This is a genomic window from Bacteroides sp. B1-V-101, assembly GCF_023656585.1.
Lineage (GTDB): Bacteria > Bacteroidota > Bacteroidia > Bacteroidales > Bacteroidaceae > Bacteroides > Bacteroides thetaiotaomicron.
This window is the reverse complement of sequence record NZ_JAMOKH010000020.1, coordinates 85357-101742: the sequence shown is the minus strand read 5'-3', so window position 1 is coordinate 101742 and position 16386 is coordinate 85357. Positions and strand designations below refer to the sequence as shown.

General features: G+C 37.4%; 12 protein-coding genes and 1 pseudogene. All 13 read left to right on the top strand.

Annotated features, from left to right (window positions below):
* Positions 1-236: 236 nt before the first annotated feature.
* The 13 genes and pseudogenes from NBH01_RS15750 (at position 237) to NBH01_RS15690 (ending at position 16376) form a co-directional block, all read left to right on the top strand.
* Positions 237-701, top strand: a complete 465-nt coding sequence (locus NBH01_RS15750) for a hypothetical protein (protein WP_002559018.1) — start codon at positions 237-239, stop codon at positions 699-701.
* A gap of 60 nt (positions 702-761) precedes the next feature.
* A complete protein-coding gene (locus NBH01_RS15745) occupies positions 762-1037 on the top strand; it encodes a hypothetical protein (RefSeq protein ID WP_250700186.1) in 276 nt (91 codons plus the stop codon).
* Positions 1024-1320, top strand: a complete 297-nt coding sequence (locus NBH01_RS15740; RefSeq protein ID WP_002559020.1) for a hypothetical protein — start codon at positions 1024-1026, stop codon at positions 1318-1320. Before NBH01_RS15745 ends, NBH01_RS15740 begins: the two co-directional genes overlap by 14 nt.
* Before the next feature lie 42 nt (positions 1321-1362).
* On the top strand, positions 1363-1719 hold the full coding sequence (locus NBH01_RS15735; RefSeq protein ID WP_002559021.1) for a hypothetical protein: 357 nt from the start codon (positions 1363-1365) through the stop codon (positions 1717-1719).
* A 377-nt stretch (positions 1720-2096) separates the two neighbouring features.
* A complete protein-coding gene (locus NBH01_RS15730; RefSeq protein ID WP_229037622.1) occupies positions 2097-2795 on the top strand; it encodes a DUF4468 domain-containing protein in 699 nt (232 codons plus the stop codon).
* Positions 2796-3229: 434 nt separating this feature from the next.
* Entirely contained in the window at positions 3230-3523 is a 294-nt protein-coding gene (locus NBH01_RS15725; RefSeq protein WP_004321934.1) for a hypothetical protein, read from the top strand.
* Positions 3524-3574: 51 nt separating this feature from the next.
* A complete protein-coding gene (locus NBH01_RS15720; protein WP_004321931.1) occupies positions 3575-4228 on the top strand; it encodes a hypothetical protein in 654 nt (217 codons plus the stop codon).
* 134 nt (positions 4229-4362) lie between these two features.
* A pseudogene (locus tag NBH01_RS15715) lies at positions 4363-5109 on the top strand (DUF3874 domain-containing protein); the annotation flags it as partial.
* 547 nt (positions 5110-5656) lie between these two features.
* On the top strand, positions 5657-7990 hold the full coding sequence (locus NBH01_RS15710; RefSeq protein WP_225679249.1) for a fasciclin domain-containing protein: 2334 nt from the start codon (positions 5657-5659) through the stop codon (positions 7988-7990).
* Positions 7991-8008: 18 nt separating this feature from the next.
* A complete protein-coding gene (locus NBH01_RS15705; RefSeq protein WP_118214533.1) occupies positions 8009-11275 on the top strand; it encodes a SusC/RagA family TonB-linked outer membrane protein in 3267 nt (1088 codons plus the stop codon).
* Positions 11276-11287: 12 nt separating this feature from the next.
* Positions 11288-12874: a RagB/SusD family nutrient uptake outer membrane protein gene (locus tag NBH01_RS15700; protein ID WP_032840505.1), complete on the top strand. Its 1587-nt coding sequence runs from the start codon at positions 11288-11290 to the stop codon at positions 12872-12874.
* A gap of 8 nt (positions 12875-12882) precedes the next feature.
* Positions 12883-14628, top strand: coding sequence for a DUF5108 domain-containing protein (locus tag NBH01_RS15695; protein WP_011109149.1), 1746 nt, complete (start codon positions 12883-12885; stop codon positions 14626-14628).
* A gap of 5 nt (positions 14629-14633) precedes the next feature.
* Complete coding sequence (locus tag NBH01_RS15690) at positions 14634-16376, top strand: hypothetical protein (protein ID WP_008764384.1); 1743 nt, start codon at positions 14634-14636, stop codon at positions 16374-16376.
* Positions 16377-16386: the final 10 nt, after the last annotated feature.

Below are 16386 nucleotides of genomic sequence, written 5' to 3'. Positions count from 1 at the left end.
CGCTGTTGACGAGACAGGATTTCAATGAATTCTTCTTTACTCATTTTTTGCATAGTCTTTTTTCTGGCAAAGATCGAGACTTAAAGATACAAAGACAACGGGTACTTTATCGGGGGCTTACATAATTTTGGGAATCGTCCTCATTTAGATATGTGGTATGTAAAGCAACAAGTAGATAAGTATTGGAATACAATAGAGTACTTTATAAATGAAACGAATAATTAAACAAATGAACTATGGAAAATGAGAATTATGCAACTAGAGAATTTCCTCTAAAAATAGAAACAATGTGTGTTCGTAATCCCTTTGACGCTCACAATCCAATATATCACCCTTATCATAACACTAGTAATTTTGTATCAGTAGAGGAATTTTATGAGAGATATAAAAAAGATAATCCTTCTTATGAGCTAACTAAAGATTATAGTAGTAGGAAATATGCAGAGTATACAGATGAAATGGTTTTTAAATCTGCAATACATATATTAAGAGAGGAAAATAATGGCAAACCATTTAATTTTTTGCAAGAGATTGAAGAGATTTTATTTTCATTTAATCTTTGGGATGATTGGGATGTACTTGATTGCCCTAGAAAGATATATTATGGAATCATTAAAGATAAAGAAATATTTAGACAATTGCTCAATAAATACTATTGGAAGCCTACGCTAGTGATAAATGCTAATCCAAGATATAAGTAAGAAATGACAAAGGCAAGTAAACTTAAGAAATATCTAATCACACATTGGGAAATATGGGATATGAAATCTCACTATCAACCCCCACAAGTTGATTTGTCAGAATTAAATATGTTCTCATATTATTTGCAAATACTTGCTAATCGAAGTGAGAGAGGAATATATTCTATTAATCTGTACAACTCATTAGAGGAAATAGAAGAGGATATATATGGAGTGTGTGTATTCAAGCATCAACAATGGAGAAGCAAAGATTTCAAAGAAATATACAATAGCTTAAACAAGCAAGAGTTTTTAAGGAAAATAAATGCATTGATAAAAGAGTATGGAAATAAATAGGGAACAAACTTTATCAATATTTTGTGAATTGGTAGATAGATTGCGTAGTAAACGAGAGTTTGAAATAATAGAAGCAACATATAGTAGATTACGCAAACATGGTTTTATATCTTCCGTCGAAGATTTTATAGACGGAAAACTTGTTGAAGGTAGTATAGAAGAGGCTCTTTTATTTAGATTTCATCTTGCATTTATGAAGAGTAGAACCGTAGATAATCTTCCAGTGCCCGATGATGTGAAAGATACTCCTTGTATTTTAGAGGAGCTAAGTAAACTATTTTAAATGAACCAATAAGACTAAAAGATTGGTATGATAAAATGAGTTATGGAAATAATAAATAGGACTGATGAATTTTGGATGGAGTTTTTTGACCCAACTGATGCCTACGAGGATTTATATGTTGATGAAAAAATGATTATCAAAGGAATATTTGATAATATGGGAATACATCATAAATACGTATTCAAATTTGAGTCTTTAGAGGAAATTTATCCGTATATACATGGTCGTATTTATGCATATAAAAATTTGAAAGAGGTAGATTTCAAGAGTATATTTTATGAGAAATACAACACAGATTCATTTTTGCAATATATCAACAGTTACATACAAAATTATGGAAATCTTTATTTGATAAAGGGAGATACATATTCTATCAAATTAGATACAAATGAAGAATAAAATTATCAAGATTGTTAAATGGTATCTAATAATACATTTAGCTATATCGAGTATGCTTCTAATAGACTACGCTTTCTTTGTTAAAGAATCTACCAAAATTACATGGGAAGGTAGAGGTTATACTGTAACTAAGATGATATTATTAGGACCATTAAATATATTATACTTTAAATAGAATGAATTATTGGTGAATATTAAGCAAAACAGCATTTGAAGAAATTCATTTGCTGTTTTTTATTGTTCTATTAATTATTACAACACATCTTTTACAACAAGGCTTGTTAGAGAATATATATAATAAAATCTGATTAATTAATTTGTTTTTTGTACATTTGAACACAAAAATACATCATACTAATAGTAAGCTTCAAGTCAACATGAAAAAGATTATTTTTATAATGTTATTAGGATTAGTCTGTAATACAATTAATGCCCAAATTGTAACTAAACAAGAATTAGAAGAATATACTAATATAGGGGATATGTCTTGGTCAGCTAAAGCTAAGGAGCTATCCAATGAATATAAGTTGAATGAATTGGGTGAACTATCATTATCGGTTATAAAAGAGTATAAAGGTCAGTCCAAATCTCAATTATATCGCAAAATTATAGATTGGGTCATATCTATGTCTTCTGATGCAAAGTCAGCTATACAAGTTTCAAATGAGGAAGAAGGAACAATCATAGCACGTTGTTATTTGCCTAATATTGCCAAACGGACTATGGGAGATAACTCATATAGAGTAAGCATTCGACCACTTATTAAATTTGATTTTAAAGAAGAACGTATTCGAATGACATATACCTTACAGAATTATGAGGTATTGAAGATAAATGACGATAGTGGATATGTCATAATGTTTGGTGGTGGTTTTGGGGTAACAGGTAATGGCGTTACTAAAGATACCCAAATATGGGCACTTTCTGATTGCTTTCCATTTGCAGAAAACAGACAACATCCTAAAGTGACCTCATCACGAGCTTTTGTTTATTCACTATCATGTTATAAAATCCTTGTAGACAAAATTGATACAGTTCTAAAGAAGCCATTGCAAACAAGTGATGATGATTGGTAATTACCCTATAAATGTAACTTTGACATTTTGAATTAAATATCTCTTTGGTATGGTGGAAACTAACATGGTTATCACCATTTGAAGAAATTCATTTGCTATTTTTATTTTTACAGAAATTCAATACTAATACATCAATCAGTATTAATATGGTCACTAATAAGTTGGCTATTATTACAGTTATATTTTATACTATAATAATAGATATACTAGTTCTAGTATTAATAGGATTAGTATAATAATGTTGGGTATTAATATGGAGGGCTTTTTCTTAAAAAGCTATACTATCATAGCTTTTTTTACATAGAGTGTTCAAATTTTGTTGGAATTTGTTTGTGTTATTATAATAATATACTACATTTGTGGCGGAATTTGTAGATAGCACTATCTTCTGAATAGCCAGTAATAGTGCTGGCATAATTAAAATTATAATAATTATGGAATTAACAAATTCAACAAATGTATTGGAAGCATTAGTGTCTAACAACCGTAGTGAACTGGGCAAAACTTTTGGTGTCGGTATGTTTGTTTCAGAAACAGATACTCCCGAGCAAGTTAAAGCTAAATGTAAGAGCTTTGTCGCAAGATTTGAGACTTATATAGCTAACTTGAATGTAATCATTAATTCGGGGGATGAACTTGCTTCTGAAATGAGAAAAGCTAGGGTTAAACGTCTATATTCAGCTCTTGATGAGAATGAAAAAGAAGATATAAAGGCACTATTGAACTAATGCATTAAATTTAGGCTAGCTTCGGCTAGCCTTTTTTATTCCAATTATACTATGGGTAGACCTATTATTAAATTTTCAAAACGGTATGGTAAAGTATTAGGTAGTATTAATCCAGACAATCACTATCCTTTATATATGTTTATGTATATCATTATAATGTATGCTTTAGAGAATAATTCGGCTTTTAATGCTTTATCAAAACATAAATTATCTGCTATACACTTTATTAGGATGCAGGTAGATTGCTGTTTGGAAGTTTATGCTTGTCTCTTATATAGAGATAAAGAACGTTTCTTTAAATATTTCATGGACGGCAAACCTACTAATAAACTTTGTATAGGTAAACAATATCTTACTGCCGGCTATCTTTGCGGAGAATTAAATAAGAGATATTCCGGAATATCAGAAATATACAAAGAGGGCTGCAAGTGGGTTCATCCTAGTAAAGTTATGTTTAGATTTACAGCTCCTCAATATGACCAGACTAAGTCTGATATGTTTTTTATAGGTTATAAAGATAAGCACTATTATGACGATGAAGAACAATTAAGGGATATATATAAAGATATGTTATTAGTAAATCAAATACTATATGAATTACTAAAGGAGTTAGTGGCACCTTATAAAATGGCACATAGTAAAGAACTAAAAATAGGGAAGTTTTTTAAGTCGAAGAAGAAAATGAGATTTCAGTTTTATGAATAGTGAGATAGAATCTACTATGTTTTTATAAGCGGTATTATTATAATAAAGCTGATTATCAGAAATGGTAATTAGCTATTTTATTGTAAATTAATATTAAAACGCGATATGGTAGTATTATGTGTAAGTGAAAATAGGACCGGCAGCATGCGAACAGTACTTCCCCTTTGCTGGTAGGTGCGCAGGGGACACGCAAGTCTACCTTTTGCCGGGATCTGATACCGCCGGGACTTCGCGGATATTATACGGATAGTATTGATTTCAGCCGGAAGCGGGATGCGGAAATGTATCTGAATCGCTTTGCGCTGATCAATATTGACGAGTTCGATCAGATTACTTTGACGCAGCAGGGCTTTTTGAAGCATATTCTGCAAAAGCCGGTAGTCAATCTTCGTAAATCGTACAGTAATTCGGTGCAGGAGTTGCGGCGTTATGCTTCGTTTATCGCGACCAGCAATCAGAAGGATTTGCTGACTGATCCGTCCGGTAGCCGTCGTTTTATGTGCGTTGAGGTGACGGGTACGATTGATACGGCACGCCCGATTGACTATGAGCAGTTGTATGCACAGGCTATGTACGAGATTTGTCATGGCGAGCGGTATTGGTTTGACGATAAGGATGAGGCTATCCTGGCACAGGGGAATCGGGAGTTTGAACAGACTCCGCCGGCTATTCAGTTATTCTATCGTTATTTCAAGGTTGCAGGGGATGATAAGGAAGGAGAATACTTATCTCCGGTAGAAATATTGGATTATCTGCAAAAAAGAACGACCATTACGCTGTCTTCCGGCAAGGCGCATCACTTTGGACGGCTGCTTCAGAAAGAGGGGATTCCTTGCAAACATACGAATAAAGGGACTGTGTATCTGGTGGTTAAGATATAAAAGAGGAAAAAGTAAAAGTGACAATAGAAAGCTTTATTATTTCTATTGTCACTCTATTGTCACTGTCTATTGTCACTCTTATTACTTTGATAATCAATTGTTTAAGTTGTAAAAGTGACAAGTGACAATAAGAATGGCAAAATAATCTTTATAGTTCTTGATTGTACTTCGCAAACATGAATTTGTGTTTATCGCATATATTTTTAATTTGTCAACTTCTTTGTCGACACAATTATATTTGAAAAGTTTGCCATATTGCTTTTATATATGGTTATTCTTGTTTCAAGAAAAACCGGAATAAATTGTATTATCTACACTCTTTCTTATTTAAAAAACGCGTTCAGAGCATGTATTTTCGTTCAAAAGGCGGTATTTTCCATGTTTATGTACGATTCTTCATTGCTATTTCTTATATAAGTCGTTAAGTTTGCAACAGTTTTTCACAGGTATTATGATAAAGTGCCCGAAGAAAAACAGAATCTAACTTTTGTTTAATTAAAAAATAGATAAAATAGATTTATATTGTTACTTAACAGATTTTAATATTATGAGAAATGTGATGAATCGTAAGCGGCATTGGCTGCTATTATTGCTCCTCTCACCTTTTTTTCTCTCTTGTGAGGACAAGATGGATGAGCATTATGAAAAACCCGAATGGCTGAAAGGTACAGCTTGGGAAGTTCTTTCTAATGAATATGGAGGTAAGTTCTCCATGTTTCTAGAAGCGGCAGAGTTATCAGGCTTTAAGCCTATTCTTGATGGTAAGAGTGTCGCAACTGTCATGGCTCCGGACAATGATGCGTTTGCTGCTTATCTGGAAGAACACGGTTATGTTTCAGTGAAGGATATACCGACAGATGATTTGAAGAAACTGATTGGTTATCATTTAATCTACTACTCTTATAGCAAGAGTGATCTTGAAAACTTCCGCCCGGAAGACAGTGCAACAAGCAAAGACGATGATGACGATGATGAATTGGGAGTTTTACAACCGGGAATGTATTACAAGTTTCGTACACACAGCACCAGTCCTATTACAAAGGAAGTGGATCCATCAACAAACAATACTGTAACCGTCTATCATTTAGAGCGGTTCTTGCCTGTATTCTCTCACCACATCTTTGCCTCTAAAGGTATAGATGCCAAGAAGAATTATGAATTTTTCTATCCTAACTCTACGTGGACGGGAGATAACGGGTTCAATGTGTCGAATGCAAGTGTTAAAGAATACCAAATCATAACCAATAACGGCTATATATATAATGTAGACAGGGTGTTGGAACCATTGGAAACTATTTATGATGTTTTAAAGAAAAAATCAGATTATTCCGATTTCCTCGACTTTTATAGCCAGTACAGTACTTATGCCTATGATAAGGACTTGTCTGCCGATTATGGAAAAGCAGTAGGAGTAGATAGTCTTTTTCTGCATGCACATTCACCAAACGGGCTTCCGAATATCGCGTTGGAATGGCCGACACCTAACTTCCGTCTTTATCCGGAATTAGCTTCTATCTCCTATAGTATCTTTGCACCGTCCAACCAGGCACTCAACACTTTCTTCAATAGATATTGGAAAGCTGGAGGATATTCTTCTTTAACTGATTTGGACCCGTTGATTACTAAGATATTGCTTTATCAATCAGTATATGGAGGTTCTATCGTTTTCCCTGACGAAATTAGCGGAATTACCAACTCTTTGGGTTCGCATTATGATTTCCAGTTGAGCGATGTGAAAGATAAGAGTATCTGTGTGAACGGTAGTTTTTATGGATTAAGCAATTTCCCGATGCCTGAAATATTCAGTACCGTGATGGGACCGTCTTTCCTTAAAAGAGATTACCTGCTTTCGTTGTATGCTATCTTTCAGAGTAATCAGATGGCTGCGTACACTACCACTGCTACAAACTATACGATGTTGATCACTAAAAATAGCGGATATGAAATCAGCGACATGCGTCTGATGTCTGATGGAGTCGGTAATACACTGGCAACATCCGGAGAAGATGGTGATGTGGCTGTTTCAACTTCGGACCTGAAAAGAATCGTCAGTGGTGGAACTGTAGTAGGAGATGTTAACTTTAATACGCCTTGGGCTGTTTATGCTACTCAGGATGGTGGAACATATTGGTTTGTGAAAGATGGGAAAATGACAACGAACTATGTGTTTAACAGTGTATTAGGTCAAGATCCGCAAACTGTTATTCCTACACTTTTCACCGAAGTAAAAGAGGTGACCAATGATGCCGGAGGATCTTGGACAAACGGTAAAGTATATGAATATGAAAGTGACTTCGGTGTATTCGGAAAATTGGATGGATTGGAATATACAAGCCTGAGGACAATGTTGACCTCTATTGGAGAAACGAAATATCCGAATTTTGTATTCGCCTATTTAATGAGACAAGCCGAACTGTTTGCTACTATAGACGGTGTACTTGCTTGGGATTACAGATTGGCAGGACGTCTTATCGGGTTCATTCCGACAAATGAAGCATTAAAAGAGGCTTTGGATAATGATCGTATTCCGGGAGTGAAAGGTACGATAGATTTAAGTCTGCCATCACCAACTCTTCAAGGAGAGATTACAAATCAATACTTATTACGAGAATATCTGCTCAATTATTTCTTTACGCCTACCAATGCTCCGGTTGCATCAGGCTGTCCGTATCTCGGATCACCTGATTGGCTATCGGGAGAATATCGTAACAGCAATAATATTCCTGTGAAGTATACTGATAACGGCGCTTTCATCACCTTGCAGTTGCAGAACCAGACCACCGGTCAGTACGGAAATGCATGTAAGATAGTATCATACGAGAATTTCCCATTTGCTTTTATGGACGGTGCTTTCCACCTGATAGACGCTGTTTTTAATTAACTGAATATCTAATTAATCATGAATCAGACAAATAAAGTCTTTTATACATTGGTAGCCATTTTTCTGTCCTGTTCTATAGAAATGGCAGGGCAGGTACAGAAGGTTATATCCGGTACGGTTACCGAATTGTTTGGAAAAACTGCTGAACCATTGGTTGGTGTAAATGTCAATCTAGTAAACAACCAGAACCGTTCGTTGGGTGGTGGTATCACAAACCTGAACGGGCAATATAATGTGAAAATCCCAGAGGGAGAGAAAGATCTGACAATTGTTTATTCCTATATCGGAATGAAAACAAAGCGTATAAAGTATACAGGGCAAACTCTGCTCAATGTGACTCTGGAGTCAGAATCAATGGCGGTGGATGAAGTAGTAGTTTCGGCCCGTCGGTTAAATAGAAATGATTTGGGTATTTCGGATAAAGAAATGGTTTCGGCTACTCAGAAAGTTGATATGGAAAAGTTGATTGCCGCTGCACCTGTTGTATCTATAGAGGAAGCGCTGCAAGGACAATTGGGTGGTGTGGATATTGTATTGGGTGGAGACCCCGGTAGCCGTAGTGCTATCAGAATCCGTGGTACAAGTACGTTAAATGCATCTTCCGATCCGTTGATTGTTATTGATGGTGTGCCTTATCCGACTGAAATCAGTGATGATTTCAATTTCAGCACAGCTACGGAAGAAGATTTGGGTGCTCTTTTAAATATCTCACCTAATGATATTGCTTCAGTTGAAGTATTAAAAGATGCATCAGCTACTGCTATTTGGGGTACTCAGGGTGCCAATGGCGTATTGGTTATTAAGACAAAACAAGGTACGGTTGGTAAAACTCGTTTCTCATTCTCCTCCAAATGGACAATGAAGGAAGATCCGAGTACTATCCCGATGTTGAATGGTAAGGAATATACTTCTCTTATGCAGGAATCTATCTGGAATTCTGCCAAATACATCGGTCTGAATAATCCGGGAAATAAATACCTCAATATGTTGTCTGATGCTCCTGCAATCGGTGACAATCCGGACTGGAGATACTATGATGAGTATAACCAAAATACCAATTGGTTGGATTATGTGCGCCAAAAGGCGTTGGTTTCAGATAACAGTTTTTCAATGAATGGTGGTGGTGAAAAAGCAACTTATCGTTTTTCATTGGGATATATGAGTGATATAGGTACTACCATTGGTACGTCTATGAACCGTTTGAATACTTCAATGGTTATTAACTACCAATTTTCTAATAAGTTAAAATTCGGTGCTGACTTTTCTTATTCGCAGACCAATACGGATGCGAACTGGACAAACACTATTCGCTCGGAAGCATTGAGTAAAATGCCGAACAAATCGCCATTTACCGTAAATGACTTGACAGGTGCATTGACTGATGAATACTTTACTTACCACGATCCTAATTTTGAAGGTTCGTTTAATGGAAAAAGTAATTATAATCCTGTTGCTATGGCACATGAAGCTATCAACAGAACTGTGCAGCGTGAAGGTAAGATAACATTCCGTGCCGATTATGAGATTTTACCGGGATTTTATTATAAAGGTTGGGCTTCTATCAATATGCGTGCAATTAAAACACGTCGCTTTCTGCCACAAGTTGTAACAGGAGTGGAACAAGTCAACAAATATGCCAATCAGAGTGCGGACGCTTATTCCGATCAATTGGCTTTGCAGACAGAGAATAAGTTGATGTATATCAAGAACTGGAATGACAAACATAATATTATTGCGAATGTATTGGTTCGTACCGGTCAGTATATCAATTCAGGCTATAATAGCGAAGTATACGGTAATGCTTCTTCCGATCTCTCCGATCCGGTAGTCGGAACTACTATTAGTGACATGAATTCAAGCGAATCGGAAACACGTAATGTATCTTTTGTAGGGGTATTGAACTATACATTGCTGAATCGTTATGTGGTACACGGATCTCTTAATGCTGAAGGTAACTCTGCTATGGGACGTAATGAAAGAATGGGTTATTTCCCTGCTGTAGGTCTTGCATGGAACTTCCAGAACGAGCCTTTTATGGAAAAAGCAAGAGATAAATGGCTGGACGAAGCGAAATTCCGTTTCAGTATCGGGCAGAGTGGACGTGCTCCCAGCGGTGCTTCTGTTTATCTGGGCGCCTACGTGAAAGGAACAGACTATATGAACATGTCGGCTACAAAGCAGGCTCGTATGCAGTTGGATAATTTGAAATGGGAAACCTCTACCGAATATAATTATGGTCTGGATGCTTCCGTATTAAAAGGTCGTTTAAGATTTACATTCGATTATTATTATAAGACGGTGAAAGATTTGCTGCAAAAGAACTACAAACTACCTTCAACCACTAGTTTCGGATCGATTAGTTATTTTAATTCAGGTAAAATGGAGAACAAAGGTTGGGAGTTCCGTACAGATGTCGTAATCTTTGAGAATAAAGACTGGCGTATCAACGGTTATGTGAACTTTAGCCGCAACGAAAATAAGATTACTGAGCTACCTGCTAATATGGTACAGGAGAATTATTCACCAAAGAATGGGGCATATGCTGCCCGTGCGGAAGTTGGACGCCCTATCGGTTCGTTCTATGGATACCGTTACAAGGGAGTATATCAAAACACCGATGCAACATATGCACGTGATGCTGAAGGAAATGTAATGAATGATGCAAAAGGTAGACCAATCGTAATGAAAAATCTGACAGCTACCTGTCAGCCGGGAGATGCGATGTACGAAGATATCAATCATGACGGTGTTATCAATCAATATGATATTGTCTATTTGGGTAATGCCAATCCGACATTGACTGGTGGTGCGGGATTGACTGTCAAGTATAAACAATTTTCTATCAATACTTTCTTCCACGGACGTTTCGGACAGTCAGTCGTGAATACGGCTCGTATGAATAATGAGTCCATGCACGGTAACGCCAATCAGAGTACGGCTGTGTTGAGAAGATGGAAGAACGAAGGTGATATTACAGATATACCGCGTGCATTGTATGGCGAAGGATTCAACTATTTAGGTTCTGATCGTTTTGTGGAAGATACTTCCTTCCTTCGTTTGAAACAGTTGACACTGAATTATGCATTTCCGAAAAGCATTTGCAATAAATTGGGTATCACTTCACTGACATGTTTCGTTACAGGATACAACCTGTTTACTTGGTCTTCTTACACCGGTCAGGATCCGGAAGTAAACCTACCGTCGAGACCGACAGACCTGGCTACGGACGGTGCAACGACACCTGTGTCCAGACGATATACTTTTGGTTTTAACTTAAGTTTCTAATACGATAACAAAATGAAGAAATTATTAATATACATAGCAATGGCCGGAGCAACTTTGCTGACTTCCAGTTGTAATGATTGGCTAGACGTACTGCCTAAGAACGAACAGGTATCTCCGGAATACTGGAAAACAAAAGAGCAGGTGGAAGAGGTACTAGCACAAGGATATCAAAACATGCGTCTGACGGTTCCTACATTAATTTATTGGGGCGAACTTCGCGGGGCATCCATTTATGCTTATTCAGGTAAATCGAAACAGGAATTACAGAATTTTCAGTTGAATTCTTCATCCGGCGAATGCAAATGGGGAGGTTTCTATTCTATATTGAATGTGGCGAACTCCATAATTAAATATGCACCGGAAGTAAAGAGGCAGGATGAAACATATCATGAGGCAGTAATGAATTCAAATATGGCGGAAGCATATTTTATGCGCGCTTGGACATACTTTACGCTGGTACGTAACTTTAAAGAAGTGCCGTTGATTCTGGAACCCTATATGACAGACGAGTATGCTGTCGATATACCCAAATCTTCGGAAGAGACGATTATCGCACAAATCAAGCTGGATATCGAGAATGCACTTTCCACAGGAGCAGCTAAAGAAATGTATGATGATGAAGACTGGACCGGCATGAGTAAAGGACGCGTCACTGTATGGGCACTGTATGCATTGATGGCAGACGTGTGTTTGTGGAGCGAAGATTACGATGGTTGTGTAAGATATGCAGATATGCTGATTAATTCAACTTCCGCTTTCCGTCCGGCATTTGTGGAAGACCCCGAACAATGGTACAATATCTTCTTCCCGGGCAACAGCAACGGTTCTATATTTGAACTAAACTTTGATCAGTCACGCAATCAATCTCCTGACGATGATGCTACAGCGAGTACATATCCTTCGCCATCTAACGTTTATCCTTGGACACAATCGACAGTTGCCAGTCTTCAATTCTCGAACGCAATGTGTAAGCGTTTGTTTGACGAACAAACTGATCAATGGGTGACTTCCAACACTGTTCGTGGCTATGGCAATACGTTTGTTCTTTCTTCGGGAACCGTTATTGGTAACTCCAATACAGAAGGCTATCTTCCCTTTAAGTTCAGAATCGGCGGAAAGGATGGATTGTCTACGACTCGTTCTTATAAAGATGCCAACTGGATTCTCTATCGCATGGCAGATGTATTGCTGATGAAAGCTGAGGCATTGATCTGGAAAGGCGGCGAAGCAAATTTCGCACAAGCTTTGGAACTTATCAATAAAATACGTACCCGTGCCAACGTCACTACATTAAGTGTTCAGACGAATGCTGTATCACAAGAAAATATGCTCGGATACTTGTTGCAGGAACGTGATCTTGAATTTGCTGCGGAAGGAAAACGCTGGTATGATCTTTTACGCTTCGGCAGGTCACAGAACTTTAAATATAAAGATCAGTTTATCAATATGATCATTGAGAACAATTCTACGGTTAGCGCCAGTTGGATACGTTCGGTACTGAAGAATACCGATGCTTGGTATTTGCCTATTAGTCAGGGTGAGATCGACAGTAACCCGAATTTAATACAGAATCCTTATTATGATGTAACTGCAAATTAATATATACTATGAAGAATATTGTAAGATTTTGCTTAATGATTTTGTGCATCACTTGTTATTCCTGTGATGATCCGTACAAGGATACGGTATTTAAAGTATATGATGTACAACCTGCGGCAACCTATCTCCAGAACCGTCCTGACGATTTCTCCGAATGGGTGAAAGTGTTGAAATATGGAGATTTGTTCAACGCTGTAAATCGTGCAGAGGATGCTTTCACTGTGTTGGCACCTACTAACGATGCAGTTCTCCGCTTTTATGAAAAGAAGGGAGTCACTTCTATCGAAGATTTGGGATATGAATATGCCCGCACTCTTGTTACATATCATGTCATCAATGACTCCATTGATCGGGAGGATTTTGTGAAAAGCGGTGAACTGCCTGGCAGAACACTTTCGGGAGATGCATTGAAAGTATCTTTCGGTAACGAAGGTGGCGATAAATCTGTTTACATTAACAAAGAAGCTCATGTTAGCGAATTAGCTATACGCACAGCCAATGGGCGTATATATGTGCTTGATGATGTGTTGAGTCCGGCAGTAGAGACTATCTACGCACGTCTTTCAGACAAGGGTAATTATAAGATATTCTGTGAAGCGTTGGAGAAAACAGCATGGAGCGATTCGCTGAGTGTTGTGAATTCCGTACTCGAAGGTCCGTTAGGCATGAGAGTAGAATTGCGTAAATATTTCACAGTATTTGCCGTATCCGATGCTGTATTTGCACAGGAAGGTATCACCAGCTTTAGTGCTTTGGCTGCCAAGGTTGGAGCATTGACCGACGATTATGAACTTCCCAATAATGAGTTGAACAGGTTTATAGCTTACCATATAATGGATGGAGAACATACTCTTGAATCTCTTCGCACATTCTCCAAACCTTTTGACAGAGAAACATGGGAATATAGAAAGATGTTGAATACCAGAGCTACAAACGACTTGATCTTGATTTCTGAAAACGGATTAAATAATGGAGTTAAATTCATAGAGGAACAAGCTGACGAGATTGTGAAAAACGGATATATCCAACCAATTGACGGATATCTGCCAGTGAAAACCGATTTTGAACCAATACCTGTTATTTTTGATTTCTGTGATTATCCCGAAGTATCTTCATACATTGCTGCTAAAGGAAAAGGACAACTTTATCAGCAGGTTTCACGTGACGATGATGATACGTACACTGCATTAACGAAATTCATCGGCAGACAAGAGATCGTTCCACAAGTTTCATCCTACAAAATAGAAATGGGACCTAGCGGTACGTTGGCAAGCGACTGGAGTTATTTGTCATATTGCACCAAAGGTGCTAACACTTCGGGCAACTGGACTAAGTTGATGAACAATGATGCCTTGGTGGTCAATATAGGATACAACGGTACATTAGATTTGACTATTCCTCCCATTTTAGCCGGAAAGTATAGAATTACTTTGTATTACGCATACGATCCGTCTATGAAGTTTATCGGTGAAAGAGGAGAAGGGAGTCAAGCTGGTTTGACCAATTTTAGATTAGATTCTAAACGACTGGCAGGTGGTGATAACAAACGTATTTACGATGGAAAGACGGGAGATGTACAAGATTGTTTCAATACACCGTTAACATCCAATTTGAGCGGAGAGGAAACTGCGTTTGAATTTACAACGACTGCTTCTCACACATTGAATGTAGTTGTGGTAGATCCTGCAGCCAGCTCGCATAATAAATTCCGTATGTATTTTGATTATATATTGTTTGAACCTGTAATAGAATAACAACCATGAAGAAAATTAGATATATCATAGCATCAGCTTTGGTTTCGATTGGACTCTGCGCCTGTACGGATACTTGGGATTCGCATTATTCCAAGTGGGAAACGGTGATTGACAACACGGAGATTCAAGCGGTGGATGAGCCGGCAGCCGACTTTTTAAAGACTGCTCAGGATTATAGTAAAATGTATGAACTGTTTGATAAAACAGGCGTGATTAAAACTTGGCAGGAGAAAAACCTGATGTATACTATTATGGTGGTGGGTAATGAATCTACCGCTAATGCCAACCAACCTGTTACAAAAGCAGAAGGTAGCGAAGGACAAGCAACCGCTGAAGAGATATTTAAGGCGGAAGCACACATTACTGATGCTCTTCTTTCACCCAGTAATCTGGAAGATGGACAGCGTCTGTTGATGTGGAACGGTAAGTATGTGACTGTAAGAATCTACGATGAGCCTGTGGATGGCATGGAACCGGGAATTTATTTCAATGGTTCGAAGGTGAAAAAGGTGATTAAAACTAACAATGCCTACATTTATGATTTGGAAGATTATATCAATACTCCTAAGGCATTAATGGAATATCTGAAAGATTTGCCGGATGAAGAATACTCTATTTTTAAGGAAATGGTATTGAGCCGTACACAAAGAGTATTTGATAAAGCTGCAAGTACACCTATAGGAATTGATAAAACAGGAAATACGGTATATGACTCTGTATTCACAGAAAAGAGTCAGTATTTTGCAGATAAGAAGTTAGATCTTTATTCAGAGAACATTACCGCTACATTGCTGGTACCATCTAATGACTTGATAGAAAATGCGTTGAAAGAAGCAAAAGAGAAGTTGAAATCGTGGAATATGGAACGTGAAGACTCTATTTTGAACAACTGGATATTCCAGACAGCTTTCTTTAGTAAAAAGTATGTAAAACAAGACTTTATTTATAATGAGAGTGATCCGGCTTCAACGCAGGACTTCTATTCTGTTTTTGATCAACAATGGCGTACAACAGTTAATAAGGTAGATCTTGATAATCCGGTAGAGTTGAGTAACGGCGTTGCTTACAAGATAACTTCATTGAAAATACCGACCAACAAGATATTGATTTGGAGAATCAAGGAACGTTTTGAGACGTTTGACCAATTGACGGATGAAGATAAAAAGTACTATTATCCCGGATATAATTACATCAGTACTTATCTGAAAGATATCGGCGAGAATGTGCAAATGAATCGTGTAAAACAATATGTAGGTGCCAATCAGCCCAAACCGTGGCTACCGGCTGTTTATTGTAAATCTATGATGTTGTGGGTTGTGGATACCGACAGACCAGGTATTTTTAAGTTCAAATGCTATCGACTGGTTGAAGACAAGGCTTCTACTACAGGCTTTACGGCTGTGCCTTATAAAATACCTGCCGGACCATACAATTTCTATATGGGATTCAACGGCTCTCGTTCGCAAGTAAATGCAACCTTTTATTTGAATGGCAAGAAGATTCCTAAATGTGAAAGCGGCCCTATTCCATCCTCTACCATGAAAGGTTCCAATCATGACCGTAGTGGCGGTGGATATAGCGAACTTTACAAAGATAGCAGGTACGACCGTGACGGATCTACGGATCTTGGGGTTGTCATATTTGACAAAACGGAAGAACTTGAAGTAACGATTGAATTTACGAAAGGTGCAAAAAGTGACATGGAACCCACCACTTGGTGTTTCCGTCCAACAGTAGATTTGTATTAACCTTGATAAA

Excerpts from the sequence above, each read along its gene's own strand:
- NBH01_RS15700 (WP_032840505.1), top strand. The coding sequence starts at position 11,288 with ATGAAGAAATTATTAATATACATAGCAATGGCCGGAGCAACTTTGCTG.
- NBH01_RS15725 (WP_004321934.1), top strand. The coding sequence starts at position 3,230 with ATGGAATTAACAAATTCAACAAATGTATTGGAAGCATTAGTGTCTAAC.
- NBH01_RS15710 (WP_225679249.1), top strand. The coding sequence starts at position 5,657 with ATGAGAAATGTGATGAATCGTAAGCGGCATTGGCTGCTATTATTGCTC.
- NBH01_RS15705 (WP_118214533.1), top strand. The coding sequence starts at position 8,009 with ATGAATCAGACAAATAAAGTCTTTTATACATTGGTAGCCATTTTTCTG.
- NBH01_RS15735 (WP_002559021.1), top strand. The coding sequence starts at position 1,363 with ATGGAAATAATAAATAGGACTGATGAATTTTGGATGGAGTTTTTTGAC.
- NBH01_RS15740 (WP_002559020.1), top strand. The coding sequence starts at position 1,024 with ATGGAAATAAATAGGGAACAAACTTTATCAATATTTTGTGAATTGGTA.
- NBH01_RS15720 (WP_004321931.1), top strand. The coding sequence starts at position 3,575 with ATGGGTAGACCTATTATTAAATTTTCAAAACGGTATGGTAAAGTATTA.
- NBH01_RS15730 (WP_229037622.1), top strand. The coding sequence starts at position 2,097 with ATGAAAAAGATTATTTTTATAATGTTATTAGGATTAGTCTGTAATACA.
- NBH01_RS15690 (WP_008764384.1), top strand. The coding sequence starts at position 14,634 with ATGAAGAAAATTAGATATATCATAGCATCAGCTTTGGTTTCGATTGGA.
- NBH01_RS15745 (WP_250700186.1), top strand. The coding sequence starts at position 762 with ATGAAATCTCACTATCAACCCCCACAAGTTGATTTGTCAGAATTAAAT.
- NBH01_RS15750 (WP_002559018.1), top strand. The coding sequence starts at position 237 with ATGGAAAATGAGAATTATGCAACTAGAGAATTTCCTCTAAAAATAGAA.
- NBH01_RS15695 (WP_011109149.1), top strand. The coding sequence starts at position 12,883 with ATGAAGAATATTGTAAGATTTTGCTTAATGATTTTGTGCATCACTTGT.